This is a genomic window from Hymenobacter cellulosilyticus, assembly GCF_022919215.1.
GTDB lineage: Bacteria > Bacteroidota > Bacteroidia > Cytophagales > Hymenobacteraceae > Hymenobacter > Hymenobacter cellulosilyticus.
Genome location: NZ_CP095046.1, coordinates 4,883,682 through 4,910,419, shown reverse-complemented (window position 1 = coordinate 4,910,419; position 26,738 = coordinate 4,883,682). Strand labels below are relative to the sequence as shown.

Sequence of the window (26,738 nt, the reverse complement as noted above, 5' to 3'; positions counted from 1 at the left end):
CGGACCCATGCGGCTACTCATTATCGGTGCTGCGCAGGCGGGTCACGCGCGAGGAGCCCGAAAGTTCTTTCTGTACCCGCTCGGGCGAGCCGGCGTATTCCACGCGGCTGGCGCCGCTAAGCTCGGCCCGCAGGCGGCTGGCCACCCGCACCCGAGCTTTGCTCATGCCTGAGAGGTCGAAATCAGCCGTTTGGGTGTTCATGCGCAGGCCCTGTACCTGGCAGGCCCCGGAGCCTTCCACGTTCAGGTCGTTGGCCGTACCCCGCAAATCGGCGCGGGAAGCACCGGTCAGGTCCAGGTCGAGGCGGGGTACGTTCACGTCGAGTACCGCGTAGCAGGCGCCCGACTGCTGCACCTGCAGAGACTGGCCGTTGAAGCCGGCCACGTTGGCCTTGGAAATGCCACTCAGGTCAAGCGACGTCAGCTGAGGCATCTGCACCCGAATCAGGATGGGCTTGTGGTTGCCCTTAAGGCCCGAAAAGAAATTATTCCGGTTACGGTCCCGAATCAGCAGCTCGTCGCCGTCGGTTTCTACCCGCAGGTTGCGCAGGTCGCGCTCATCACCGGCGGCTTCCACCTTGAATTCGGGGCCCTGGCGCACATACACCCGGTAGATGCCCCGGCCTCGATGGTGCGGAAGCCCTTCAGGTCGAAGGTGCGGCGGGCCGAGCCGTAGCGGCTGGGGTCGGAGGAGAAGCCTTTATCGTCGATGTCGATATCCACGTCTACGCCACCATCCTCGTCTTCGTCGGTATTGACCCGAATCCGGAAGTTTTCGTCGCCGGAGTTGATGTCTACCGTCGTATCGGTGCTGTCGTTATCGGTCGTTTCCGAGTCCTCGTCGTCGTAGTTGCCGAAGCTGTCCTGCAGGTCTTCGCCGGTGCAGTTAAGGCATTCCAGCTTATTGCCGGTGAGGCGGTAGGCATGCTTGTAGGCATCGTTAGGGCGCTGCTCGTTCAGGAAGTCGTCGTCGTCGAGCATGGAGGCAAAGCTCTGGCTCATGCGGAACGTCTTGTTGCGGGGTAGGTGCACTAGCAGGCTCACGTCCTGGTCGCGGAAGGCGGCGCCGGGGCGGTAGGTGAAGTGGTCATCAAAGACCAAGGTGGTATCGTTGCTCTGGCGTACGGTGTAGCTTACCGAGCTAATGGCAACCTGCCGGGCATTTTCCTGGGTAGGGCCACTGGCCGAGAAGTTCTTGTCAACTCGCACGGCGGCTCCGCTGTCGGCGGCGGCCAGCTCTACATCCACCCACTGCGAGGAAGAACGGTCCATCCGGCGGGCATCGAGGAAGAGGTGGGGAGTAGCGGCCAGGGCCGGGAAGTTCTGATTCTGCACCACTTCGGCTTCTTCTTCGAAGTTGCGGGCAACCTGGGCAATGGCCACGGACGAACCCACCAGGCCCAGCAGCCAGAGCCCGAACATGGTCAGGTTAGCGGTGCGGCTCAGCACTGAGCGGCGCAGTAGCAAGCCCAAGCCAGCCAGCATCATAGCCAGGGGAGGAATGGCCGTGACCAGGAAGAAAGGCAGCAACGACCAGGAAGGAATGGCATTGAGCGCCACGTAAGCCGGAGTGTCGAAGAGCATAATGTTCTGGCTTTCCGGAATCATGCCCAGGCCCACGCCCAGGGCAATAACCAGGGCCAGCAGGATGCCGAAACCCGTGATGGTCATCAGAATGCCGATGAAGATGCGCAGGGCCGAACCGATGAAGTTCAACAGGGGCCGCACGTTGTGGAAGAAGTTCTCCAGAAAGGCACCCACGGGGCGGTTGTTGCCCGCGCCGTCGAGGCCAGCTTCGGGATTACTGCGCAGGTTGCTGTCGAGGCTAGAAAGGGTCAGCGCGTCGCCCCGCATCCGCATCCGGTCAGACACGGTTTTGGCTTCGGGCAGCAGAATCCAGAGCACGATGTAGAGCGGGATGGCAAAGCCGCCGGCAAAGACGAAGGCCACGAACAAGACCCGAATCAGCACCACGTCCACCTTGAAGTAGGCCGACAAGCCGGCCGAAACCCCGCCGACCTTGCCGGTGTCGGTGTCGCGGTAGAGCTTCTTGAACGTGGGGTCCTCGTCGGCGGAAGTCGCGTCGTACTTCTTGGGCAACGCAATCCAGAGGATGATATAGGCAATCAGGGAGAAGCCCGCTACGTTGCCGCCGAAGTCGTCGTGACGGTCACCCAGGGCAATGGGCGGGAAGATCAGGAAACCCAGGAAGGCCAGCCGAATCCAGAGCGGATTGACGGCGAAGTAGTGGGCAATACCGGCGGCAACGCCCGCAATCTTGCGGTTGGCCATGTCGCGGTACAGGCGCTTGGGCTCCGTATCGGCGGCTGCGGCCGAAGCGGCGGCGCCTGCGGCCTTGGCGTAGTTGGTGTACACCTCGGGGCCACCGGCCAGGGCTGCTTCCTCTTCCTCGGCGTCGTCGGCCGACTGGAAGTCGCTCACGCGGCCCATTTTGCCAACCATCTCCTGCACGTCCTCCAGGGTAATTACCTGCTTGGTAGACGAGGTGCGAGCGGCAAACAGCTCGGCAATCCGGCCCTCAATGTCGGCCACGATTTCCTCGTGCCCGCGGTAGCCGGAAAAGTGGGCTCGTACCTCGGCCAGGTAGCGGCTCAGTACGTCGTAACCATCTTCTTCGATGTGGAAGATGAGGCCTTGGAGGTTAATGCTGATATTCTTTTTCATCTCAGTGCTGCAAATCAAGAGTAACTCGAAAGGAATGGGCCGGGCCAACTAAGTGCCGCTAGGGCGTTGGGGTTGCGGCGCCATTGAGGTGAGGTTTTTGGCGGATGATGCGAATCGAATCCTGTACTTCCTCCCAGGTCAGGCGCAGTTGGTGCAGAAACTCCTGGCCGTCCTGGGTGAGGGTGTAATACTTGCGGGGCGGTCCGGAGGTAGACTCTTTCCAGGTATAATCAAGCAAGCCGGCATTTTTGAGGCGGGTCAGCAGTGGATAGAGCGTGCCTTCCACTACGATCATGCGGGCGGAGGTCAACTCCTCCAGCATGTCGGACGCATACACCTCGCCGCGGGCAATGATTTCCAGGATGCAGAACTCCAGGATGCCCTTCCGCATCTGCACTTGGGTGTTCTCTACTTTCATGGGCTGTGGCAGAAATCGGTGAAGAATGAAACAAAGATAATAGAAGGTACTATGCGACGCAAGGTACTAGCTGAAATTATTTTTAGTACCTGGCTATACATAGTTCCGCGGCGGTTCGGGCAGCGGATTTTTTCAGCGGAAATTAGATTGCTCTAGGCAGTGCTAAGCTGGATATAATCTGCCTTTCAGCGCGTTAAAGCGGGTCTTGGAGGTGGAGCTGGCTGGCCCGTAGTCCCGGAGTATTTCGGCTACGCACTATTAATAAGTATCTTGCGTTGCTGCTGCGCACCAACCGCGTTTTATTCATTACATCTCTATGCTGCACTTCTCCCGAATTGCCCCCGTCCTGCTTGGGGCAGGCCTCATCCTGGGGCTGACCACGGCCGTCCGCGCCCAATCCACCGATCTGACGCCCAAGTACAGCAACGACTTTCTCAACATCGGGGTAGGGGCAGAGCCCTGGGCATGGGCAACGTACAGGTGAGCCTGGCCGGCGACGCCACGGCCGGCTACTGGAACCCGGCGGGCCTGCTGAATCAGAAAGCCAAGTACGACGCGGTGCTGATGCACTCGGAGCTGTTTTCGGGCATTGTCAAGAATGAATACGCCGCCTTTTCCATGCCCCTGGACGATAAAAGCGCCATCGGGGCCAGCATTATCCGCGTCGGGGTCGACAATATTGCCGATACCCGGGCCCTGGTCAATGAGTACGGCCAGATTTCCTACGACCGGATCAACTACTTCTCGGTGGCCGACTACGCCCTGCTGCTTTCCTACGCGCGCAAGCTGGGCAACATAGAAGGTCTGAAGCTGGCCGGTAACGGCAAGATTATCTACCGCAACGTGGGCAGATTTGCCAATGCCTGGGGCTTTGGCATTGATGCGGGTCTGCAGTACGACTATAAGGGCTGGCGCCTGGGGCTGATGGCCCGCGACATTACCACTACGTTCAATGCCTGGTCTATCAACTCGGACGAGTTTCAGGGCGTGGCGGCGCAGAACGACTCTATCCCGACCAACAGCACTGAAATTACCCTGCCCCGCTTTATCCTGGGCGTGGGCCGTAGTGTGAAGCTGCCCGGCCAGATTACCGCCCTGGTGGCCGTCGACCTGGAAATGACCACCGACGGCAAGCGCAATACGCTGGTATCGAGCGACGCGGTGAGCATTGACCCCAAGGCCGGCGTGGAAATCGGCTATAAGGATCTGATTTTCCTGCGCGGCGGGGTAAGCAACTTCCAGAAGATTGACGCGGCCAAGTCCTTTGATGGCAAAGGCGGCTGGCGGCCCAGCCCAGTCTGGGCGTAGGGGTAGCCTTCAGCGGCCTGCGCCTGGACATGGCCCTCTCGCGCCTGGCCGTAGAGCGGGTTGATGGCCAGAATGCTACCAACTCGGTTATCGTGTCCCTGGGCTACGGCATTAAGTAAACTCCTGCTTTTTCTGATGTATCGGCGCCGCGGCACACACCGGCGGCGCCGTCTCTTCTTATTTCGTCTCTATGACACACCCTTACCGAGTTCAACAGCTGCTGCGCTGGTACCTGCTGCTCGCCATTGTGCTGTTAGGCAGTTCGCACGCAGTTACTGCGCAATCGGGGCCTTACGGCAACGAGTGGATTGTGCCCAATCAGCAGTACTACAAAATCAAGATAACCAGGACGGCCTCTACCGCCTTGATTACAACTACCTGACTCAGGCTGGTATCAGTGGCGTCAATCCCCAGCGGTTCCAGCTTTGGCGCCGGGGCAAGGAAGTGGCCATTTACGTGGGGCCCAACAACCCGACCACCCTGACGCCTGCTACCTACATCGATTTTTACGGGCAGCGCAACGATGGCGCTCTGGATGTGGGCATGTACAAGAACCCGCAGGACCACTACCAGAAATACTACAGCCTCTACACTGACACGGCCGCGTATTTCTTGACTTGGTCGGCTACCACCAACGGCAAGCGTATGGCCGCTTCGTCACTGGCACCAGTAGGTGGAGCTCACCCGTATTGGCTGAAAGACAGTCTGTATGTGCGGTCGGAGAGATACGGGGAGGGAAATGATGAAAGCATAGCGTATAAGCCTTGGGGTGAAGCGGGGGAAGGCTTCTTCTCAATTAGTCATGGAATAGGTAGCAATGGTGGTAATCCAATGCCGTTCGAACACAATGCCTTCCCCGGCATGCTCACTACCATGGCCCCCACACCCCGGGTGGAAATGCTATTGATAGGGGCCACACCCAATGACCACGAGTTGACCGTGTCGCTCCTGCAGCCTACGGGTGGGTTGCGCAATATTGAGCCGCCTTTTGTGATTAAGGGCCTGGGGAGTCGTAAGGTGCGGTATTCTTTGCAGCGTAACGAGATTAACCCCGTTAAGTATCGGTTCGAAATTAAGGTAAACGGTGCCTTGACTCCTAACGAATCGAACTGGTTTCGGATGGTGTACTTGCGTGCCATTTACCCACTGGCCAGCACATGGACCACGGGCAAGCGGGGAGTCGAGTTCCAGAACGACTCTACCTTGGGCTCAGCTCCAGCCTTTTACCAATTAGACAATGTGCCTGCTTCAGTACTAGGATTTGACCTTACGGATCCTTACAACGTGCAGCGTATCGAGCCTACTGCCGGCACTGGTACCCGTCGCAACTACGTGTTTCCAAGTGCAATTGCTACTAATGTCTCGCGCCGTCTGATGCTCTCTGACCTGAGTAAAGTGCTGGTGCCTCAATGGCCAGCGCAGCGGACTCAGTTTCGGACCATCAATCCAGCTTCGTATAACTTCTTGGTTGTAAGTAGCGCAGAGCTGATGGCACCGACTGGCAACTCCAAAAACCCGGTCCAGGACTATGTCGACTATCGGGCTGGTCGTTATCAGACGCTACTCGTGACCAGTGAACAGCTCTACGACCAGTTTCACTACGGGGAAAAATCGGCGCTGGCTGTCCGGCAGTTTGCCCAGTACATGCTCACCAATTCCCGCGAGAAATTCCTGTTGCTACTTGGGCAAGGCGTGCGCTCAGGCGAAGCCGTAGAAAAAGTAGAGGGACAGGGACCGACCAGGAAAGTAACTGTATACTACTACCGCCAAAACCCGGAGCGGTACCGGGACCCTATCGACACGGGGCCCCTCACCAAAGACTTAGTGCCAACGAGCACCCGCAGCGCTTCCGATTTGTTTTTCACGGCCGACTGGGCTCGCAACGACTACGCCGGGCGGATGGCTACCGGGCGCATTGCGGCCAGTACTCCCGCCGAAGTCCTGGCGTACCTGGAGAAGCTCAAGCAATACGAGAAAGACTTGGATGCTTCCACCGAGACTCAGGCGTGGCGGAAAAACACCCTGAACCTGCTGGGAGCAGTTAAAGAGGAGGAGTATCCCAGATTCCTGCGCTACCTGAACACTTACAAGAACAAGCACATTGAGCGGCCGCTTTTTGCTGGCAAAGTGCTCAATACGTACTCCAGTGCTGGTTTTGCCTCGTTCAAAAATATTTCGGCTGAGCTGAATGCGGGGCTAGGCATGATTACCTATTTCGGCCACGGCGACCCAGCCGTGCTACAACTCGACCTAGGCAACATCAACGACCCCTCCCTGGGCTATAACAATGTGGGGAAATACCCCATCATGTTTGTCAATGGCTGCGCGGCGGGTAATGCCTACCGCGCCTCGCGGGCCCGCTACGCCCAGGACTGGGTGCTGGCCCCGCAAAAAGGCCTAGTGGGCCTGATGAGCGAAAGTGGCGCTGGCTACGAAGATGATCTGGACGCTCTTCAGCGGTCGGTGTTCCAGGCCCTGCTCAACGACCCGGCCTGGTACGGGCGCCCGGTAGCGCAGGTCCAGAACGAGGCAATCCGTCGGTTGCAGCGCAACGGTTCGGTTTCCGAGTCGGCCATCAGCTCCTGGATGGGTACCGTGTGGCACGCTGACCCCGCTCTGCGCATGTACTCGCCCCAGCAGCCTGACTACACCTTCGGGACTCCAGCCATTGAGATACGCTCGGTGGATGCTGACCCGTACGGGCCAAGTCAGGTAGCTACAAGATTCTCATCCGGGTGAAAAACACGGGCAAGGTCAACTTCCGCAGCGAAAAGCTCGATATCACCATCGTCCGCTCCTTCGACAAGGTTCTGAGCGACAACCGGGCCGATGAGACGGAAACGTTCAGCGTAAATCCGCCGGTGGCAGTGGGGGATACGACCTATACGTTCATCCGGGATAATCCTCTGGCCCCGGCCAAAGTGTTCGGCAACAATACCTTTACCGTTATCCTCGACGGTCAAAACAAGATTGCCGAACTCAGCGAAACCAACAATCAGGCAAAGTACGACTTCGTGTTTCTGCAGGAAGGCGTTACGCTGCTGAATCCCCCGGAATTTGCCCTGGTAGCCCCCACCAACGTACGACTGGTAGGTCAGACCAACGACCCCGCCGGTCCGGTTCGTGGCTTCGAGCTGGAGCTGGATACGGTGCCCACGTTTAATAGCGCCGTAATTCAGCGCACCAAGATCAATGCGGCCCTGCTGGCCGACTGGCGCCCTAAGCTGCCCACCCTGGCCGGCCGCGACAGTGTGGTGTGGTACTGGCGTATGCGCTTCGAGACGCCGGCGGATGGGGAAGCCAACGAATGGAGCACCAGCTCATTCCGGGTAGTGCCCGGTACTACCGGCGGCTGGTCGCAGAGCCACCACGGGCAGTTTAAGCGCGATGAGCTGACGGGTCTGAACGTAGCTACGCCCTCGGGCAAGTGGAGCTTCGACCCGATTACCCAGGCCCTGACGCTGCAAACGAAGGGTGGGGCGACGGCACGGCTGTTACCTATCAGCCAGGCTACGGCATTCAGCTCGGTTCCGGGCCGGTAGTCAACGCGGAGTGCGGCGTAAACTTCCCCAATATTTTGGTGGCTGTGTATGATGCGGCCTCGCTGAAGCCCATGCGCAACATTGGCGGCGGACCCTACGACTCCTGCGGACAGGCTACCAATCGGTACTACCATTTCGCTAGCACTAAGGATGCCGCCGATAACATCAACACTCCGGCCCGGCAGGCCCAGCTGCTACGGTTGCTGACTAACGTGCCCCAGGGAGCTTATGTGGCGCTGGTTTCCCTGAACAAAGTCAACTTCAGCTCTTTCTCTCCGGCTTTGAAAGCGGCCTTCACGGCCCTGGGTGCCCAGCGCGTCAACACGCTGCAGGACAGTGACCCGTACGCTTTATTCGGCCGCAAGGGCGCTGGCCCGGCCCAGGAAGCTACGGCCTCGACCAGCAGCACCGTGCCCCGCAACAGCCAGATTATCACGCTGAACGGTACGTTGAACACCTTTGCCTCCAGCGGCTCCCTCACCTCGGTGCGTATCGGCCCGGCCCAGGAGTGGACCACCCTGCACCACACCATTCGGGTGGAGCCTTCCGACAGCTACAAGCTGCAACTAGTGGGCTTCGATGCCCAAGGCGCGCGCAAAGTGCTGGATGACAATATTACCATTGCCAAGCGGGAATATTCGCTGGCCGGCGTCAGTGCCGCTACGTACCCTTATCTGCAGCTGGTGCTGACGGCCACCGACAACGTGAACCGTACGGCCCCGCAGATAGAGCAGCTACTGGTAACTTACCGGGGCTACCCCGAGGGCATCGTGCGGCGCGACTCGGTGCTGGCCAAGATGCCCAAGGCGTATGACCCGGCGGCTCTGGCTGAGCAGGCTGCAACAGGCTTTGTTAAGGTGCCCGTGATATTCCAGAACGTATCTGCTTTGCCCTTTGGTACTCCGCTGAAAGCTACGTTCACGCTGCGCAACGCGACGAAGGAAGTCTCGACTGAGATTGATGTGCCTACCCTGAATGCTAATGGAGCCGTGACCATCAACGCCGAGCTAAATTTGCGTGGGCAGAACCTGTACGGCGACATCAGTGGCTCCATCACGCTCAACATCAACAAGGAGGGCCGCCGCTTGCCGGAACTGTTTTACTTCAACAACGAGCTGGCAATTCCGTCCTTCAAGGTAGAAGACCGCAGCGTGCCGCCGGTGCTGGACGTGGCTTTCGATGGGCAGCGCATTCTCAATGGGGACATCGTTTCGCCGCGGCCGGTTATTTCGGTGGTACTGACCGATGAAGACCTGCAGCAGCCTATCACCGACCGCAACGCCTTCGACTTGATTCTGACCCCGCGCAACGGGCCCCCGGAAAAGGTGGACCTGACGGCGGCCAACGTAACCTTCACCACCAACCCGGCCAAGGGGACGGCCCGCATTGATTACGAGCCCGGCCAGGACAAGCCGCTCCGCGACGGGCAATACACGCTGGAAGCCCAGGGCCGCGACGCCACGGGCCGCACGGCCGGAGACGAGAACTACAAGGTGCAGTTCGAGGTTGTCAACGCCTCTACCATTACCAACATCTTCCCGTATCCCAACCCAATTACCCACAAAGCCAAGTTCGTCTTTACCCTGACTGGGTCCGAGCTGCCGCGCAACATGAAAATTCAGATCATGACGCTGACGGGTAAGGTGGTACGCGAAATCATGATGCAGGAAATGGGCATGGTACGCATCGGCAACAACATCACCGACTACGCCTGGGACGGCACCGACGAGTACGGCGACCGGCTGGCCAATGGTACTTACCTGTACCGCGTGGTGATGGATGATCCGCAGAACAAATTTGAGCGCCGCAACACCGTGGCCGATAAAGCCTTCAAAAACGGCTGGGGCAAACTCGTGCTGCTGCGCTAAGTGCAGCTACGGAGTGAACTTTACAAAAGAGGCAGCTGATCCGGCTGCCTCTTTTGCGTTGGGAAGGGCTTTGCTGATTGAAGCCAACCATAAGCAGGTGCCGGGAATGCCTCACCAGACTAGCCAAACTGGTCAATAGTACCCGAGTAGGTTTGCTGCCGGGAAAACACTTGTTTTACCGCATTTCCAGCCTGTAGCAGCTCCCACCTGATCTTGCTGGCTTTTCCAATTTCGCTTTGTGCATGCCCGCTTCCCCTGTTTCTGCTCCCTCCACGCTACACTACCTCGACGGGCTGCGCGGACTGGCCGCCGCCGTGGTGGTCCTGCATCACTTTGCGGGCTTTTTCTATCCCGCCCTGCTTTCCGGCGACTCCTACTCCGCTCATCTTGACGGAGCGGAAATTGCCATAGCCGCTAGTCCGGCCAACATACTGATTGGCGGCAACTTTGCGGTCTGCCTGTTTTTCGTGCTGAGCGGGCTGGTGCTGAGTGAGAAATTCTGGCGGACCGGGACGCTGGAGTCGCTCCGGTCCCAGGCCTGCCGCCGCTATGTGCGCCTGATGCTGCCCGTCACCTTTGCTGCCTTGGTGGCCCTGGGGCTGTGGGTGGTGGGCGCCTACCGCAACACGGAAGTAGCCGAGTTAACCCTTGCCAAGCGCTTTGGCGAGTACTGGGCCGAGCTGCCGGGCTGGAAACAGGTTGCCCACGACTTGGTAGTAGGCATTCCGCTGGGCGGCGAATCAAGCTACAATCCGGTGTTCTGGACGCTGAGCATCGAGCTGTTTGGCTCCTTCGTGGTTTTCGCCTTGCTAGCCTTGTTTGGCCGGGTGCGCCACCGCAGCGTGGTTTACCTAGTGGCCCTCGGCTTTCTAAGCATTTCAGAGCTGAACTTCTACTACGCCGGCTTTATTCTAGGCGTTTGGCTCAACGACCGGCGCCACCACGGCGGTCTGCCCCGGCCGGCCCGGCCCTGGCTGGGAATCGGGCTGCTGGCGGCCGGGGTGTTCCTTGGTTCCTACCCAACGGCCGACGTTATTCGGGTCGACGATACGCTGTACAGCTTTCTGCAGCCCGACTGGCTCGGCAACGAGCGGGCCATTCAGCTGTGGCACCTGCTGGGAGCCACGCTGCTGCTGCTGGCCGTATTTGCCTTGCCCGGCGTCCAGCGGCTCCTGAGCAGCCGCGCCCTGCGGGGCCTGGGCGCGGTTTCCTTTTCGCTCTACCTGCTGCACTTCCTGGTGCTGGGCTCGTTTTCCAGTGCCGTATTTCTGGCTTTGCAGCCCGCGCTAGACTACCATTTGAGCGTAGCGCTTACCGGGCTGGCCACGCTGCCGGTGCTGGCGCTGGTATCCTACGCCATGTACCGGCTCGTCGACTTACCTGGTATTCGGCTGGCGCAGGGGATTTATGACCGATTCTTCCGGCCTGCCGCTGAGCCCGAACCGGCAGTAGGGCGTACCGCCGAAGCCACTACCGCCGCCGAAGCGTCACGAAGCTGAAGGCGTAGGCGTGCTTGTCGTCGGGCTCGTGCCGCTCCCGGGTTTCCTCGCGCCACTCCAGCGGCGAGAGGTCCGGAAACACCGTGTCGCCCTCGAAGTCGTGGTGCACTTCGGTCAGGTACACGGTGTCGGCTGCGGGCAGGGCCTGGCGGTAAATTTCCCCGCCCCCGATAACGAAGATTCCCTCGTCGGTAGTGCGGGCCGTTTCCAGCGCGTCGGGCACCGAATAAGCCATTTCGCAGCCCTCGGCCTGCCAGTCGGCCTGCCGGGTCACCACGATGTTGCGCCGCTTGGGCAGGGGCCGGCCAATGGCTTCAAACGTGCGCCGCCCCATGATAATCGGGTGGTTGAGCGTCAGGCTTTTGAAGTGCTTCAAATCGTCCGGCAAGTGCCAGATCAGCTGATTGTCCCGCCCGATAACGCCGTTATCGGCCACGGCTACTACTAAGGCTATCATACGGCCGGGGCGTTAAGAACGGCACTATTGAAACCCCGCAGGAATTCCACCACGGGCATCCGCTTCTTGCCTTCGAGCTGCACGTCGAGCAGCTCGAGTTGTCCCTGGCCGGTGTGCAGGCGCAGAAACGTGCGGCCGTCGGTGGTCCAGGTGCCGAGCGCTTCGGCGGCTTCCGTCAAAGCTTTGGCGCGGAAAATCTTGAGGGTGCGGCCGTCGGGCAGCTGGGTGAAAGCCGTGGGAATGGGGGAGAGGCCCCGCACCAAATTCACCAGCGCAGCGGCGGGCTGCTGCACATCGAGGCGACCAGTTTCCTTCTGAATTTTGGGTGCTGAGCGTAATTCCTGCCCCATAGCCTGCGGAATGCTGGGCGCGGTGCCGTCGGCTATGGCCTGCACGGTGCGCAGGGCCAGCTGGGCCCCGGCGGCTTTCAGCTTCTCGTACAACGCTCCGAAGTCATCCTCGTCGGCAATGGGCACCACGTCCTGGAAAATCAGGTTGCCGGTGTCAATTTCGTGCTGCAGGAAAAACGAGGTTACGCCGGTTTCCTTCTCGCCGTGAATCAGAGCCCAGTTGATGGGCGCTGCACCCCGGTACTGGGGCAGCAGCGAGGCGTGAATGTTGATGGAGCCCAGCCGGGGCATGTTCCACACGGCCTCGGGCAGCATACGGAAGGCCACGACCACCTGCAAGTCGGCCGCGTAGCTGCGCAGCTCCTGCTGAAACTCCGGCGACTTCAGGTTGGTCGGCTGCAGCACCGGAATGCCGTGTGCTACCGCCGCCTGCTTCACCGCCGACTCAGCCAACTGCCGGCCCCGGCCCGCGGGCTTATCGGGTGCCGTGATGACGGCCACCACGTCGCAGCCAGGCCAGCTGTGTAGGGTTTCAAGCGTGGGCACGGCAAACTCGGGCGTACCCATGAAGATGAGGCGGAGAGGGGTCATGAAAAGAACAGAAGGAAAAGAGCGGGTTAAAATCGTTTGTCATCCTGAGCAGAGCGAAGGACCTTATTATAGTTGAACAAATCGAAACAACGATTATCGTCTATATCCTATAAGGTCCTTCGCTCTGCTCAGGATGACAGGCGAAAAAAACGGGTTTATTTGAAGTCCGGATACAGCAGGTACTTCTTCCGCACGGTCTTGTACTGGCTTAGCGCCGGTTCCCAAGCCTTGCGAATTTCCTTTTCCGACTTGCCCGCCACCACCATTTCCCGGAGCGAGTTGGTGCCGGTCAGCTGCTCGAAGTACTTGCCGAAGAATTTGTCCTTGGCTGAACTCTGCTTGTAGAAGTCAATGAGGTAGCGCAGGGTAAAGCCGCCCGATTCGGCCATCGGGAGCTTGCGCAAGTCCTGCCCGTAGCATTTCTGCCCGTTCAACGGCGGCTGGGGCGAGCCGGTGGTGGGTCGGGGCGTGAAGCTGAACGGCCGAGAAGCAGGCTGGGTAGGGGCACCGATGAACTCGAACGGGGCTTCCGTACCCCGGCCCACACTCACGTTGGTGCCCTCAAACAGGCAAATTGTGGGGTAGAGCAGCACGGCGTGGGCGTTGGGCAGGTTGGGCGAAGGCCGCAGCGGCAGCTCGTAGCGCGTATCGTGGGTGTAGCCCGCCACCGGCACCACCGTTAGCGGGCATTGCTTGCCACCGGCCAGCCACTTTTCGCCGTTGATCATCTGGGCCAGCTCGCCCACGGTCAGGCCGTGCACCACCGGAATCGGGTGCATGCCCACGAACGACTTATGCTGGGTCTCCAGCACGGGGCCGTCCACGTAGAAGCCGTTGGGATTGGGCCGGTCCAGCACGATGACGCTCTTGCCCTGCTCGGCGGCGGCTTCCATCACGTAGTGCATGGTGCTGATAAAGGTGTAAAACCGCACCCCCACGTCCTGAATGTCGAAGATGAGCACGTCCACGTCGGCCAGCATTTCGACCGAAGGCTTCTTGCTTTTGCCGTAGAGCGACTTCACGGGCAGGCCGCTGCGGGTGTCGCGCCCGTCCTTGATGGTGGCTCCGTCGGCTTCTTCGCCACGAAAACCGTGCTCAGGCGCAAAAATGGCTTTTACCTGAATGCCCTGAGCCAGCAGCGTATCTACCAGGTGGGCGCGGCCCACCATCGAGGTCTGATTCACGACCAGGCCCACCCGTTTGCCTTGCAGCTGGGGCAGGTATTTGCCGAACTGGGCCGCGCCCATCTGCAGGCCAGCCGCAGCCGCCGGAGTCGTTTGCGCAAGGGTTTCGCGCGTTATACCGTGCTTGGCCAGGCGGGCGGCCGAGGGGCTACAGTCGCCCACGAAGAGCGTCAGGCCGAGAAGGCCGCAGAAGATTGAAGAAGGCATCAGGAAACGAAGCTAGGAAACTGAACGTAGACGCGTAGCTTTACGGCAGTGAACATCTCGCGGTACATATCCAATAAGATTGACGGAGCCGACACCGGGTCTTTTACCTCGTCGGTGACAAAAATAGCCATTATCAGCATTGCGCTGGGGGTGGCCGTCATGATTGTGTCGTTTGCCATCCTGGAAGGATTCCGCAATGAGATTCAAAGCAAGATCTTTTCCTTCGGCGCCCACCTCCAGGTCAGCAAGTACGATACCAACAACTCCCTGGAAGTCGAGCCCATCGGCGGGCCCCGGCTAATCAAGGACTTACACCGCTTCAAGCAGGTGCAGTCGACCCAGTCGTTTGCCCGCAAAACGGCCATTATCAAGACCAAGGAGGAAGTGCTGGGCGTGGTGCTCAAGGGCATCGACGAAAAAGACGGCGCCTCGCCGATGCGGACCAATCTGGTAGCCGGCAAATTCCTGTCCTTCCCCGATTCGGCGGCCAGCAACGACGTGCTGCTCAGTCGCAAGGTGGCCGACAAGCTGCGGCTTAAAGTGGGCGACGAGGCCCTGTTCTACTTTATTCAGAACCCGCCCGGGTGCGCAAATTCAACGTCAAGGGCATCTACCAGACCGGCCTCGACGAGTTTGACGAGGTCTACATCATCGGCGACATCCGTCAGATCCGGGAGCTCAACGCCTGGCCTGACTCGCTCGTAGGCGGGGTGGAGGTCGTGCTCAAGGACTTCAATAAGCTCGACCCGGTTTCGGACAACATGTACGAAAACCTGCGCTACGACCTGAAGCTCGACAAAATCACCGACCAGTACGCCCAGCTCTTCGACTGGCTGAAGCTGCTGAACCGCAACGTAGTTATCTTCCTGATTCTGATCATCTTCGTGGCCACCTTCAACATGGTAGCCACCATTTTCATCATGATTCTGGAGCGCACCAACATGATTGGGGTACTCAAGGCCCTGGGCGCCACCGACAACCAGATTCGCAGCATGTTCTTTTACCGCGGCCTGAGTCTCACGCTACGGGGCATGGTCTACGGCAACCTCATCGGGCTGGGCTTCTGCGCCATTCAGTACTTTTTTCACCCCATCCCGCTCGACCCGGAAAACTATTACATGGACCGGGTGCCGATTTTCTGGGACCCCACGATGGTGGTGGTGCTGAACGTGGCCACCTTCCTGACGTCCCTGCTGGCCGTGCTGATTCCGACCTACCTGATTTCCCGGATTCGCCCCGTAGCCGCCATCAAGTTCGACTAACCATTCTGCTAGTCAAGCAACATTTCCCCGAGCCCTTTGTCATTCGTTGACGAAGGGCTTTTGCTTTTTTGAGCCTGCGGGCGGCATTGGGTGGGGTAGAGGAAAGCGTTGGTAGATGTCTGGTTGGCGCTAAACCGTTTTAATCGGCCCAAATTTTCTTTAGCTCCACCTTAACCCGCCGACCCTTTCCGTAGTTACAAGAACAGGCGCAATGCGCAGTAGCGCTGCCGCCGCTGTTCTGGGCCTTTCCTCCGACTTTCCTTTCCTGATGTCTATGTCTTCCCAATCTGACCAGCCGACGCCCCGCGACGAGGGCCGGCGCACCTTTCTCAAGCAGTCGTCGCTGCTGACGGCCTTCACCCTGGTACCGGGTCCGGTAATCCAGGCAGCCAGCTTCGAGCTGGACGAAAAAGTGGCCGGGGCTTTCGAAAAAGTACCCCTGAAGCTGGAAGTAAACGGCAAAAAATACAAGCTCGCCGTAGAGCCCCGCACCACGCTGCTGGACCTGCTGCGCGAAAACCTCAACCTGACCGGCACCAAGAAAGGCTGCGACTACGGCCAGTGCGGGGCCTGCACCGTGCACATCGACGGGCAGCGCGTCAACAGCTGCCTGAGCTTTGCCGTGATGCACGACGGTAAGAAAATCACCACCATCGAAGGGTTGTCGGAAGGAGACAAGCTGCACCCCATGCAGGAAGCCTTCGTCAAGCACGACGGGTTCCAGTGCGGCTACTGCACGCCCGGCCAGATTATGTCGGCCGTGGCCTGTGTGCGCGAAGGCCATGCTGGTTCGGAAACCGAAATCCGCGAGTATATGAGCGGCAACATTTGCCGGTGCGGGGCCTACTCCAACATTGTGGCGGCCATTCAGGAAGTGAAAAACGGAGGACAGAAGGTATGAACCAGTTTCAGTACGTGCGGCCCACCAAGCAGCAGGCCGCCATCGACGCGGTAACCAAGGACCCGAGCGCCAGTTTCATTGCCGGCGGCACCAACTTGGTGGATTTGATGAAGCGCGGCATTGCTACCCCCCAGAAACTGGTGGATATCAACCGCCTGCCCTTGGCCCGCATCGACCCCGACCCGGGCAAGCTGCGCATCGGGGCCCTGGCCCTGAACTCGGCCGTGGCCGATGACAAACAGGTGCGGGCCCGGCAGCCGCTGCTGGCTCAGGCCCTAAACGCCGGGGCCTCGGCCCAGCTGCGCAACATGGCCACCGTGGGCGGCAACATGCTGCAGCGCACCCGCTGCCAGTATTTCTACGACACGACCATGCCCTGCAACAAGCGGGAGCCCGGCACCGGTTGCGGAGCCCTGGAAGGATTCAACCGTATGCACGCCATCTTCGGCTTCTCCGACAAATGCATTGCTGTGCACCCTTCCGATATGAGTGTGGCCCTGGTGGCTCTGGATGCTACGGTGCTCGTGAGCGGGCCGAACGGTGACCGGCGCATTCCCTTCGCCGACTTCCACCGCCTGCCCGGCGACACGCCCGAGAAGGATACCAACCTGGAAAAAGGTGAGCTGATAACGGCCGTGGAAGTGCCCGACGGGCCATTTACCAAGTACGTGCACTACCAGAAGATACGGGAGCGGGCCTCGTACGCCTTTGCCTTGGTTTCGGTAGCGGCGGCCCTGGACATTGAAAACAACACCATCAAGGCGGCCCGACTGGCCATGGGCGGTGTGGCCCACAAGCCCTGGCGCCTGACCGCTGCCGAGCAAAGCTTGGTAGGCAAGCCTGCCACGGAGGAGAGCTTCCGGCAGGCGGCGGAAATTGCTATGCAGGGCGCCAAGGCCTTCAAGCACAATGCCTACAAGCTCAAAATGGGCCCGAATGCCATTGTGCAAGCCCTGCGAACCGCTGCTTCGGCTGCTTAAGAACTGACATCCCATGAAAGACCAAGCGCAAAACAAGCAGATAGGAGCCGGGATGGACCGGGTAGATGGCCGGCTGAAAGTCACCGGTGGCGCCAAATACTCGGCCGAGTACGAGCTGCCCAACATGGCCTACGCCGTGCTGGTGGGCAGCACCGTGACCAAAGGCCGCCTCACCAGCGTCGATACCAAGGCGGCCGAGCGGGCCCCGGGCGTGCTGGCCGTCATTACCCACTTCAACTCGCCCAAGGTACCAGGCTTCGATACGGCCGGTAAAGACCCGTCGCAGCCCGCAACGGTAGGCGGGCCACTGAAGATTTTCAAGGACGACAAGATTCATTACAACGACCAGCCTATTGCCGTAGTCGTGGCCCATTCCTGGGAACAGGCCCGCTTTGCGGCCCGGCTGGTAAAAGGCCAGTACGCCAAGGAAAAGCACAAAACCAACCTGGAAGCCAACGCCTCGGACGCCTTTCTGCCCACGGCCGCTAAGAAGAATCCGAAGCACCCGATGAACGACTACCAGCGCGGCCAAACGGATGCTTACAAGACGGGCGCCATCAAGCTGGAAAGTGAGTACGTCATTCCCACCGAGGTGCATCACCCCATGGAGTTGCAGGCCATTACGGCCCACTGGGAAGCCCCCGACCGCCTGACGCTCTACGACAAAACCCAGGGCACCCTGGCCACCCGCCGCGACTTTGCCAAGGAGTGGGGCCTGCCCGAGGAAAACGTGAAGGTTATTGCCACCTTCGTCGGTGGAGCTTTCGGCAACGCCCTGCACAGCTGGCCCCACGAGTCGGCCGCCATTATTGCCGCCAAGGTGGTGAACCGGCCCGTGAAGCTGGTCCTGACCCGGGAGCAGATGTTTACCAACGTGGGCTACCGGCCTTATACCTGGCAGAAGCTGGGCATGAGCGCCACGCCCGACGGTAAAATCACGGGCATTACCCACGAGTCTATCGGGCAGACTTCTACATACGAGGAGTTTACCGAGTCGACCCTGGCTCAGACCCGGATGATGTACCAGTCGCCGAACGTGACCACGCGCTACCGCCTGGCTTCGCTCGACGTATGCTCGCCCATCTGGATGCGGGGCCCGGGTGAGGCTACCGGTGCGTTTGCGCTGGAGTCGGCGATGGACGAAATGGCCTATATACTGAATATGGACCCGATGGAGTTTCGCCTGCGCAACTACACCGAGCAAGACCCGGAGAAGAACAAGCCCTGGAGCACCAAATTCCTGAAGGAGTGCTACCAGCTCGGTGCGGAGCGAGTTGGCTGGAATAAGCGCCAGCTCAAGCCCGGCTCCCTGCGCGACGGAGAATGGCTGATCGGCTACGGCATGGGCGTGGGTACTTTCGGGGCCCACCGCGGCGCGGCCACCGTGGGCGCCCAGCTGCGGCCCGACGGAACCGTGCTGCTGCAGTGCGCTACCACTGACATTGGCCCCGGCACCGGCACCGTAATGACCCAGATTGCAGCTGATACGCTGGGGTTGGACGCCAAGAAAATTCGCTTTGAGCTCGGCAATTCGTCGTTCCCGAAAGCTGGTACCCAAGGCGGTTCCTCCACGGTCAACAGCGTGGGACCCGCTACCCAGGAAGCTTGCCTAGCCCTGAAAGACAAGCTACGGCAGCTGGCTGGTGCCGGCAACCCGGCCTTTGCTTCGGCCAAACAGGAAGATGTAATGCTAACCGACGGCTACCTCGCCCTGAGCAGCAGCCCCACGACCCGCGTAGCCTACGCCGACCTGATAAAGCAGGGCGGCGACAAAGCCGTGACGGTGGAAGCCAAGCCCGGCGGGGAAGGGCAGAAGTATTCCATGTACTCGTTTTCGGTGCATTTTGCCGAGGTGCGGGTGCATGAGCTGACCGGCGAAGTACGGGTGAGCAAGCTGGTATCTTGTGCCGACGCGGGTACGATTATCAACGAGAAAACGGCCGGCAACCAGATGAAGGGTGGCGCCGTGGGTGGTATTGGTATGGCTTTGATGGAGCACGCCGTCATCGACGACCGGTATGGCCGCTACGTCACCAAGGACTTTGCCGACTACCACGTGCCCGTACACGCTGATTCCCCCGACGTGCAGGTAGCTTTCGTGAATAAGCCCGACCCGTACGTCAACGCCCTGGGCACGAAAGGCATCGGCGAAATTGCCATCATCGGCGTGGCCCCGGCCATTGCCAACGCCGTGTTCAACGCCACCGGCAAGCGCATCCGCGAATTGCCCATCACCCCGGATAAGCTGATTTAGGGAATGTGCTGAGGTGTCAACCTTGTGTCATTGCGAGCGAAGCGCGGCAATCCGTCCTCTGCGAAGGTAGGCCCGCCCTTTAACCAGAAAAGCCCTGACGTTAGCGTAACGTCAGGGCTTTTCTGTTAATGCAGCTCAGTACATTTCAAAGGACGGATTGCTTCGTCGTGCCTCCTCGCAATGACAGAACATTAAACTCACTACTCACCATCTCACCTCAAGCCCCTTGGGCCATCATGCGCATGAAGCCGCCGTCCATGACGTAGGTGGAGCCGGTGACGTAGTCGGAGTCGGCGGAGGCCAGGAACAGGGCTAGCTTGGCAATTTCCTCGGGCTGCCCGGCGCGCTTCATCGGGATGCGCTGCTCTTTTTCCTTGCGCTCCTCGGGGTTGTCCATGGCCGACTGGTTCATGGGCGTCATTATCATGCCCGGGGCAATGTTGTTAACGTTGATGCCAGCTTCGGCCAGCTCCAAAGCCATGGCGCGCATCAGGTTGCGCAGACCGCCCTTGGAGGCGCAGTAGTCGGCAGTGCCGGCCGAAACCACCTCCTCGTGAATTGAGGAGACGTTGATAATCTTACCCTTGCCGCCTTGTTGCTGCCGGTGCTGGATAAACAGCCGCGCGAAATAGAAAGGCCCCATCAGGTTAGTGCGGATGGTTTTCTCGAACTCTTCGGGCTCCATTTCGGCCACGGGCTTTTTCGCGCCGGGCGCAGCGGCGTTGTTTACCAGAATATCGACGTGAGAAAACTCCTGCAGGGCCCGGGCAAACAACTCGGCTACCTGCCCGGCCTCACTCACGTCGACGGGCAGCACCAGGCCGCGGCGGCCGGCTTCTTCCACTGCCTGCCGGGTTTCGTCGGCGCCCTGCTGGTCAGTGTGGTAGCAGATAACGACGTCGGCTCCAGCTTGGGCAAAGGCAATGGCCGTAGCCCGACCGATACCGGAGTCGGCCCCGGTTACCAAGGCCACCTGGTTGAGAAGTTGCTTCATGATGCAATTATTAGGATTTGGAAAGGCAAGCCGAAAGGCTACCTTAGTCGGCTGGTCGCGTTACGCCAGATACGTGTTGGGAAATACTGACCCCGCCGGGGAAGGTTACGTTGAGCGGGAGTTGGCTTTAACTGCCGAGCTCAACAACTCACCGCCCTTCGGCGTAGTAGACCCAGGATAATTTCCGCCCCGCGCTATGACTGATTATTACGCCCTCTTTCGTCCATTACTGGAATCGGGGCGGGCCGCGTACTTTGTGTACCAGCCCGCTGAGCACCGTGTAGTGTACGTCAGTGAGGCTTTCCAACTGATAACCGGTGACCCGGCCGAGCACGTCAACGACGACCTGCCCCACTTGCTCAAGCGCCTGCACCCCGATGATCAGCAGTATCTGGCCTCTCAGCTGGAACAGGCTCAATTCAACCAAGTGCTCGAAGGCCTGGAACTGCGCATGGCCCGCTCAAATGGCAGTACTCTGTGGCTGTCGGTCAACCTGTGCCGGGTGCAGGGTCCGGATGGGCAGGAATACCTCACCGGCAGCGCCCTGGACGTAACCCAGGGCAAGGAGAATACCCTCAACCTGCAGAAGTTCGGCACGAAGAAGAACGCCGTGCTGGAAATTCTGTCCCACGACCTGGCCGGTCCGCTCCAGATGCTGCAGCAGCTGACCGAGCAGCTGGAGCTCGAAACCCAGGGCAACCTTTCGGCCCACGCCCAGAAAATGGTGAGCCTGATGCAGCGCACCTGCCGCGACAGTGTCAACATGATTCACGACTTCGTGGATGCCGAGTTTATGGAGTCCTCCAGCGTGGAGCTCAACCTCACGCGCACCGACCTGGTGGTGTGGGTTGGATTACTGCTGGAAGAGTATCAGCGTTCCGAAAGCCTGCTGCACCTGCAGTTTAATTTTGTAGCGCCCGACTATCCGGTGTACGTGAACATAGACATTGACAAGTTTCATCAGGTCGTCAACAACCTGGTTTCCAACGCTGTTAAGTTTACGCCCGACGGCGGCCAGATAACCGTGCGCGTGGAACTGGACAACACCCTGGCGCGAGTAGTCGTGGCCGATACCGGCGTGGGTATTCCGGCCAAATATCAGCCCGTCTTGTTCGACAAGTTTACCAAGGCCCGGCGCCCCGGCTTGCGCGGCGAGAAAACCACTGGCCTGGGCATGTCCGTGATTCAAACCATCGTGGAGCTGCACCAGGGTCAGATTACCTTCACCAGCACCGAAGGGGAGGGCAGTACCTTTGTGGTAGATCTGCCCGCAACCACCGCTTAAGCATTCGGGCTGCCGGCCGGGTTGCTTGTATCAATATTGTCGAATCACGCAGCGAAGCTCTTCCGGTCACCCAGGGCTGCTGCTCATTGCTGTTTGCTCCCTGTATGAATTTGCTTCAACATTCTACTTCCGCAAGTAACCGGCTTTCTTTTGCAGTGGCCAAGACGGCTGTTTCGGCCTGGTACAAAACGGGAATAAAGCTGCTGGCTGGTTTGCTGCTGAGTCAGGCCGTGCCGCTGCCTGCTTCGGCGCAAACAGCCAAGACTGCGGCCCTCACGGCCAACCAGGTGCGGGTGGCGGAAGGTGTGCTCGAAGGCAGCCGCACGGCCGCTGGTATCCGCGAATTTAAGGGCGTACCATTTGGGGCCCCGCCGGTGGGAAATCTGCGTTGGAAAGAGCCTCAGCCCGTGGCCAAATGGACCGGGGTGCGGGCCGCCAAGCAGTTCGGTCCTCGGGCCATGCAGCTGCCCCTGTACGGCGACATGAACTTTCGTTCCAAGGGCGTCAGTGAGGATTGCCTGTACCTGAACGTCTGGACGCCGGCCAAAACCGCCGGGGAGCGGCTGCCGGTGCTGGTGTATTTCTACGGCGGCGGCTTTCAGGCCGGCGACGGCTCCGAACTGCGCTACGATGGTGAAAGTATGGCCCGGCGCGGTATCGTTACCGTCACGGTGAATTACCGCCTGGGCGTGTTCGGCTTTCTGGCCCACCCCGAGCTCTCCCGGGAATCGGGGCATCAGGCCTCCGGCAACTACGGTTTTATGGACCAGAGCGCGGCCCTGCGCTGGGTGCAGCAGAACATTGCCGCGTTTGGCGGCGACCCGCGGCAGGTCACCATCGGCGGCGAATCGGCGGGTTCCATGTCGGTTAGCGCCCAGATGGTGACGCCGCTGGCCAAGAACACCTTTGCCCGCGCCATCGGCGAAAGCGGCTCGATGCTGAATACCGGCTTCGGGCCCGTGCCCCTGGCCGAAGGCGAGCAGGCCGGGGTGGCCTTTGCCACGAGTGTCGGGGCCAAGTCCCTGGCCGAGCTCCGGGCGCTGCCGGCCCAGCAGCTGCTCGAAGCGGCCGGCAAGCCCGGCGCGGCGCGGTTTGCCCCCACTCTTGATGGCTACTTCTTCCTGCGCAAGCCCACCGAAACCTTCGCCGCCGCCGAGCAGGCCCGGGTGCCGCTGCTGGTAGGCTGGAATTCCCAGGAAATGAGCCCCGGGTTTCTGCTAGGCAAGGAGCCGCCCACGGCCGATAACTTCCGCGCCGCGGTGCAAAAGCTCTACGGCAGCCGCGCTGACGAAGCCCTGCAGCTGTACCCTGCCACCACCGATACCCAGGCTGAGCAGTCGGCCACGGACCTGGCTGGTGACCGGTTTATTGCCTACAGCACCTGGAAGTGGGCCGATGCTCACCTGCAAACCAGTGGGCAGCCCGTGTACCGCTACCTGTACGCTCGCCCCCGCCCGGCCATGACGGCCGCCATGGGCAATGCTACGGCCGGCCTAGCCGGCGGCGTGATTAAAAACTCGGGCAGTGCGCCCAAGGCTCCGCCGGCGAAGGGGGCTGTGCACTCGGCCGAAATAGAATACGCCCTGGGCAACCTCTCTACCAACAAAGTCTACGCCTGGACGCCCGACGATTACAAGGTGTCGGAAACCCTGCAGAGCTACTTCGCCAACTTCATTAAAACCGGGGACCCCAACGGCAAAGGTCTGCCCGCCTGGCCCGTAGCCAAGGGTACCGGCCCCGTACCGATACTGCGCGTAGACGTGACCACCAAAGCCGAAACCGAAACGCAACGGGCCCGCTACCTTTTCCTGGATCAGCAGGCTGGTAAGTAGAGGTGTGTTTCGGGGCTGACTAGCCAGTACAGGCGTGGTTTCTTAATAACTTGGAACTAGGGATAATGCTATACAACCAGCGGCCAGACGAAGGACTATCAGTGGCCAGGACGTCAGACTGCAGTTATTGAGAAAGCATCTTACCAGTTCAGATGGAATAAGGTGCAATTCAACTAGAATTTACTGCGGCTCAGCGACAACACTTTTCGGGTCAAAGACGAAATGCCGAACTTGCACCCGATAGTTTTTTCAATGGTGAGTGGGGTTTTCCTCCGGGTGCTGCCTCTGCAAGGGCAGCACCTAGGAACTCCAGCTTAGGTCCCAGTGCCGAAAAACTGCCAATTTTGACACTCTGCCGCTACCACAGCCAGTAAAGCAGCCCGGCCGTCAGGGCCCCCACCGCCGTATTCAGGGCATTCACCGCGTTGTTGTTCAGGTACGCTCTACGCTCTACCGTAGCCCCCAACAGCGAATCGGCCAGGTTGCCTACCGCGCCAGCCACCAGCACCCACACCAGGGCCCGGCTCCAGCCCACCCCCAGGCAGTACACTACCGCAATCAGCAGGCTACCCGCTAGGCCCAGCAGGGTGCCTTCCAAACTCACCACGCCGTTTAGTCCGCGCGTATCGGGCCGCCAGGTCCAGGCGTTGTAATAGCGTCGCCCGTACATGTTGCCTAGCTCCGACGACAGGGTATCGGCGGTAGCGGCGGCAAAGCTACCGGCCAGCATCACCTGAAACAGCGGCTGCTGCGCGGGCCACGCCCAGGCCAGCAGCCCCGCCAGCCCTGCCACGCCCGCGTTGGCCAAGGCCTGACCGGCCGTGCGCCGGCCCTTGTTTTCTTCGGCCAAACCCAGCCGCCGTTTCTCGGCTACTTTCCAGGCCGATGCTCCGGTGCCGAGCACGAAAAACAGCGCCAGTTCGCCCACGCCCCAGAAGCCCGCCCCCAGGAAAATCAGGACGCCCAGCACCACGCCGGTCAGGCCCGCGGGCAGGGTCAGCTTGCCCGCCCACACGCTCAAGGCCATGCCGGGTAGCAGTATGACCAGCAATATGGCCCATTGGAGCTCTGGTGTCATAGGCTGAGAAGTCGGGTGAAGAAGAGAAGCTGGCTAGCAGCAGGGGTGCAAGCCAAGGCGAAAGTACGGCTCCAACTGTTTTTGCCCCAGTCCTGACATCGTTGCCGGGAACGTTTGCAAAGATAAAAGCGCGGATTTGCTTCAAAGTCAGACGGAATCATGCCAGCTTAAGAAAGCCAACCGGCCGCGGCCTAAGCCGCTGATTACGTGGCCGCCGATTCAACTTCGGCGCGCCGCCGGCCACTGCAGTTTCCGTCCTTTCTAACCCTCCAATTCCCATGCGTCGCAGAACCTTTATTCAAACCACCGGCACGGCCCTGGCCGGTACTTTGCTCACCGACAACGCGCTGGCTTCGGCCCTGGCTGGCTCCCGCAAACGCGTAGCCATGGTGGGCACCGGCCACCGCGGCCTGGGCATGTGGGGCACCTCCGTCCTCAAGGAGTTTGGCAACCAGATTGAGTTTGTGGGCTTGTGCGACATCAACCCCGGCCGGGTCGAAACGGGCAAGAAAATGCTGGGCGTGAATTGCCCCACCTTCACCAATTTCGACCAGATGATGAAGCAGACCAAGCCCGAGCTGCTCATCGTGACCACCGTCGATTCGACTCACGACGAGTTCATCATCAAGGGCATGGAGTACGGGGCCAATATCGTGACGGAGAAGCCCATGACCACCGACGAGAAGAAGTGCCAGGCCATTCTGGACGCCGAGCGTCGCACCGGTAAAACAGTGATGGTGACCTTCAACTACCGCTACTCGCCCCACCGCCAGAAAATCTACGAAATGCTGCGCAGCGGCGTCATCGGCACGGTCACCTCGGCCGACTTTCACTGGTACCTCGACGTGCACCACGGGGCCGACTACTTCCGGCGCTGGCACCGCCGCCGCGAAAACAGCGGCTCCTTGCTCGTGCATAAGGCTTCCCACCATTTCGATTTGCTCAACTGGTGGCTCGACTCCGACCCGGAATCGGTGTACGGCAACGGGCAGCTGAATTTCTACGGCAAAAACAACAGCTTCCGCCACACCCACTGCCGGCCCTGCCCGCACAAGGATAAGTGCCAGTTTTACTGGGACGTGACCAAGGACGAGCGCCTGACCAAGATCTACGTCGATAACGAAAAGTACGACGGCTACCACCGCGACGGCTGCGTGTGGCGCGAGGACGTAGACATTTTCGACAAGATGGCCGTGCAAATCAAGTACGCCAACAATGTGCAGGTCAGCTACTCGCTCACCACGTACTCGCCCTACGAGGGCTACCGGATTTCCTTTAATGGGACCAAGGGTAAAATCGACGCCTGGATCAAGGAAAAGCAGCCCTGGGAAGCCGAGAAGTTCGACGAGATTCAGCTCACTACCAACTTCGGCAAGCGGGAGCTGATTCAGATTCCGAACACGGAGGAAGGCCACGGCGGTGGCGACGTGCGCTTGCGCAAGCAAATCTTCAGCCCCACCGGCCAGGACCCGTTCCGGCAGGCCGCCCGCAGCCGCGACGGGGCCCTGGCGGTGCTCGTCGGTATTGCCGCCCGCAAGAGCATCGACACCGGGCAGCCCGTCCGCATTGCCGACCTGACCACGCTTAAGCCCCAGGTGCAGCGGGCGTAACCTACCGTTTTGAAAACAAGCAGGCCGAGTTGGAAACCGCGTTTCCAGCTCGGCCTGACTACTTATATGCTACGCCCAACATCTTGGGGAGGCAGCATTAGTCATCAAAACCCATTTATAGATTACTACTGGAACCGGGAATATATGATAAATAATATTGATTTATACATTGATATTTTAGGATGATTTTTTTAGCTTTCTGACCATAAACTTGCTAGTTATCTAGTCACTAACTCTGGCGCCCTGCGCCCCTAAGTACCCGCCGGCCACACCTCCGCGCGGTGTAGTTATTTCCGGGTCGTGCGACTTCCGCACCACTTTTCATGGTTTATCGGCTTCACGTTCTGTGCGCGCAGCGGCAGCAGGCAACGCTATGCTCTTAAGTCAGGAAAAGAGGGCTAACTGCCTGGTAGATATGCTGATCTGAGCCAGT

The 26,738-nt window shown here is 59.9% G+C and carries 23 protein-coding genes; 15 read left to right on the top strand and 8 right to left on the bottom strand.

The window, feature by feature from the left end; translation table 11 throughout:
- Positions 1-13: 13 nt before the first annotated feature.
- The 3 genes from MUN79_RS24065 to MUN79_RS24055 are packed head-to-tail and all read right to left on the bottom strand — an operon-like array spanning position 14 to position 3,103.
- Positions 14-601 (bottom strand): GIN domain-containing protein, encoded by a 588-nt coding sequence (locus MUN79_RS24065; protein WP_244675057.1) that lies wholly within the window; start codon positions 599-601, stop codon positions 14-16.
- Positions 532-2,685, bottom strand: coding sequence for a PspC domain-containing protein (locus tag MUN79_RS24060; protein WP_244675056.1), 2,154 nt, complete (start codon positions 2,683-2,685; stop codon positions 532-534). Before MUN79_RS24060 ends, MUN79_RS24065 begins: the two co-directional genes overlap by 70 nt.
- 58 nt (positions 2,686-2,743) lie before the next feature.
- Positions 2,744-3,103 carry a PadR family transcriptional regulator gene (locus tag MUN79_RS24055; RefSeq protein WP_135391453.1) on the bottom strand — a complete coding sequence of 120 codons (360 nt, stop codon included), beginning with the start codon at positions 3,101-3,103 and terminating at the stop codon, positions 2,744-2,746.
- 316 nt (positions 3,104-3,419) lie between these two features.
- Between MUN79_RS24055 and MUN79_RS24050 the strand changes: the two genes are divergently transcribed.
- From MUN79_RS24050 to MUN79_RS24020, 7 genes are all read left to right on the top strand, one after another.
- Positions 3,420-3,587, top strand: a complete 168-nt coding sequence (locus tag MUN79_RS24050; protein ID WP_244675055.1) for a hypothetical protein — start codon at positions 3,420-3,422, stop codon at positions 3,585-3,587.
- Positions 3,569-4,411 (top strand): putative type IX sorting system protein PorV2, encoded by an 843-nt coding sequence (locus tag MUN79_RS24045; RefSeq protein WP_244675054.1) that lies wholly within the window; start codon positions 3,569-3,571, stop codon positions 4,409-4,411. The genes MUN79_RS24050 and MUN79_RS24045 overlap by 19 nt, the downstream gene beginning before the upstream one ends.
- 190 nt (positions 4,412-4,601) lie before the next feature.
- On the top strand, positions 4,602-4,793 hold the full coding sequence (locus tag MUN79_RS24040; RefSeq protein WP_244675053.1) for a hypothetical protein: 192 nt from the start codon (positions 4,602-4,604) through the stop codon (positions 4,791-4,793).
- Positions 4,715-7,150, top strand: a complete 2,436-nt coding sequence (gene porU2 / locus MUN79_RS24035) for a putative type IX secretion system sortase PorU2 (RefSeq protein WP_244675052.1) — start codon at positions 4,715-4,717, stop codon at positions 7,148-7,150. The genes MUN79_RS24040 and porU2 overlap by 79 nt, the downstream gene beginning before the upstream one ends.
- Positions 7,147-7,953 (top strand): CARDB domain-containing protein, encoded by an 807-nt coding sequence (locus tag MUN79_RS24030; RefSeq protein ID WP_244675051.1) that lies wholly within the window; start codon positions 7,147-7,149, stop codon positions 7,951-7,953. Before porU2 ends, MUN79_RS24030 begins: the two co-directional genes overlap by 4 nt.
- A gap of 38 nt (positions 7,954-7,991) precedes the next feature.
- On the top strand, positions 7,992-9,821 hold the full coding sequence (locus tag MUN79_RS24025) for an interleukin-like EMT inducer domain-containing protein (protein ID WP_244678387.1): 1,830 nt from the start codon (positions 7,992-7,994) through the stop codon (positions 9,819-9,821).
- A gap of 242 nt (positions 9,822-10,063) precedes the next feature.
- On the top strand, positions 10,064-11,320 hold the full coding sequence (locus MUN79_RS24020) for an acyltransferase family protein (RefSeq protein WP_244675050.1): 1,257 nt from the start codon (positions 10,064-10,066) through the stop codon (positions 11,318-11,320).
- Here the strand turns inward: MUN79_RS24020 and MUN79_RS24015 are convergent.
- The 3 genes from MUN79_RS24015 to MUN79_RS24005 form a co-directional block, all read right to left on the bottom strand.
- On the bottom strand, positions 11,292-11,777 hold the full coding sequence (locus MUN79_RS24015; protein WP_244675049.1) for a dihydrofolate reductase: 486 nt from the start codon (positions 11,775-11,777) through the stop codon (positions 11,292-11,294). The two genes, MUN79_RS24020 and MUN79_RS24015, sit on opposite strands and share 29 nt — an antisense overlap.
- A complete protein-coding gene (gene fmt, locus MUN79_RS24010) occupies positions 11,774-12,718 on the bottom strand; it encodes a methionyl-tRNA formyltransferase (RefSeq protein WP_244675048.1) in 945 nt (314 codons plus the stop codon). Before fmt ends, MUN79_RS24015 begins: the two co-directional genes overlap by 4 nt.
- 155 nt (positions 12,719-12,873) lie before the next feature.
- Entirely contained in the window at positions 12,874-14,109 is a 1,236-nt protein-coding gene (locus tag MUN79_RS24005) for an exo-beta-N-acetylmuramidase NamZ family protein (RefSeq protein ID WP_244675047.1), read from the bottom strand.
- Positions 14,110-14,157: 48 nt separating this feature from the next.
- Between MUN79_RS24005 and MUN79_RS24000 the strand changes: the two genes are divergently transcribed.
- From MUN79_RS24000 to MUN79_RS23980, 5 genes are all read left to right on the top strand, one after another.
- On the top strand, positions 14,158-14,814 hold the full coding sequence (locus tag MUN79_RS24000) for an ABC transporter permease (RefSeq protein WP_244675046.1): 657 nt from the start codon (positions 14,158-14,160) through the stop codon (positions 14,812-14,814).
- A gap of 56 nt (positions 14,815-14,870) precedes the next feature.
- Positions 14,871-15,371, top strand: coding sequence for an ABC transporter permease (locus tag MUN79_RS31425; protein WP_311136797.1), 501 nt, complete (start codon positions 14,871-14,873; stop codon positions 15,369-15,371).
- Between the two features lie 274 nt (positions 15,372-15,645).
- Positions 15,646-16,272 carry a (2Fe-2S)-binding protein gene (locus MUN79_RS23990; RefSeq protein ID WP_244675045.1) on the top strand — a complete coding sequence of 209 codons (627 nt, stop codon included), beginning with the start codon at positions 15,646-15,648 and terminating at the stop codon, positions 16,270-16,272.
- Positions 16,269-17,252, top strand: coding sequence for an FAD binding domain-containing protein (locus tag MUN79_RS23985; protein ID WP_244675044.1), 984 nt, complete (start codon positions 16,269-16,271; stop codon positions 17,250-17,252). The genes MUN79_RS23990 and MUN79_RS23985 overlap by 4 nt, the downstream gene beginning before the upstream one ends.
- Before the next feature lie 13 nt (positions 17,253-17,265).
- Entirely contained in the window at positions 17,266-19,506 is a 2,241-nt protein-coding gene (locus MUN79_RS23980; protein ID WP_244675043.1) for a xanthine dehydrogenase family protein molybdopterin-binding subunit, read from the top strand.
- Positions 19,507-19,723: 217 nt separating this feature from the next.
- On the opposite strand, the gene MUN79_RS23975 is transcribed toward MUN79_RS23980, so the two are convergent.
- On the bottom strand, positions 19,724-20,500 hold the full coding sequence (locus tag MUN79_RS23975; protein WP_244675042.1) for an SDR family NAD(P)-dependent oxidoreductase: 777 nt from the start codon (positions 20,498-20,500) through the stop codon (positions 19,724-19,726).
- A gap of 196 nt (positions 20,501-20,696) precedes the next feature.
- Here MUN79_RS23975 and MUN79_RS23970 point away from each other — a divergent pair, with 196 nt between their 5' ends.
- Entirely contained in the window at positions 20,697-21,785 is a 1,089-nt protein-coding gene (locus MUN79_RS23970) for a PAS domain-containing sensor histidine kinase (protein WP_244675041.1), read from the top strand.
- Positions 21,786-21,940: 155 nt separating this feature from the next.
- Positions 21,941-23,617, top strand: a complete 1,677-nt coding sequence (locus MUN79_RS23965) for a carboxylesterase/lipase family protein (RefSeq protein ID WP_311136579.1) — start codon at positions 21,941-21,943, stop codon at positions 23,615-23,617.
- Positions 23,618-23,975: 358 nt separating this feature from the next.
- On the opposite strand, the gene MUN79_RS23960 is transcribed toward MUN79_RS23965, so the two are convergent.
- Complete coding sequence (locus MUN79_RS23960; protein ID WP_244675040.1) at positions 23,976-24,695, bottom strand: DUF92 domain-containing protein; 720 nt, start codon at positions 24,693-24,695, stop codon at positions 23,976-23,978.
- Positions 24,696-24,973: 278 nt separating this feature from the next.
- Here MUN79_RS23960 and MUN79_RS23955 point away from each other — a divergent pair, with 278 nt between their 5' ends.
- On the top strand, positions 24,974-26,305 hold the full coding sequence (locus MUN79_RS23955) for a Gfo/Idh/MocA family protein (protein ID WP_244675039.1): 1,332 nt from the start codon (positions 24,974-24,976) through the stop codon (positions 26,303-26,305).
- The last annotated feature ends 433 nt before the right edge of the window (positions 26,306-26,738 follow it).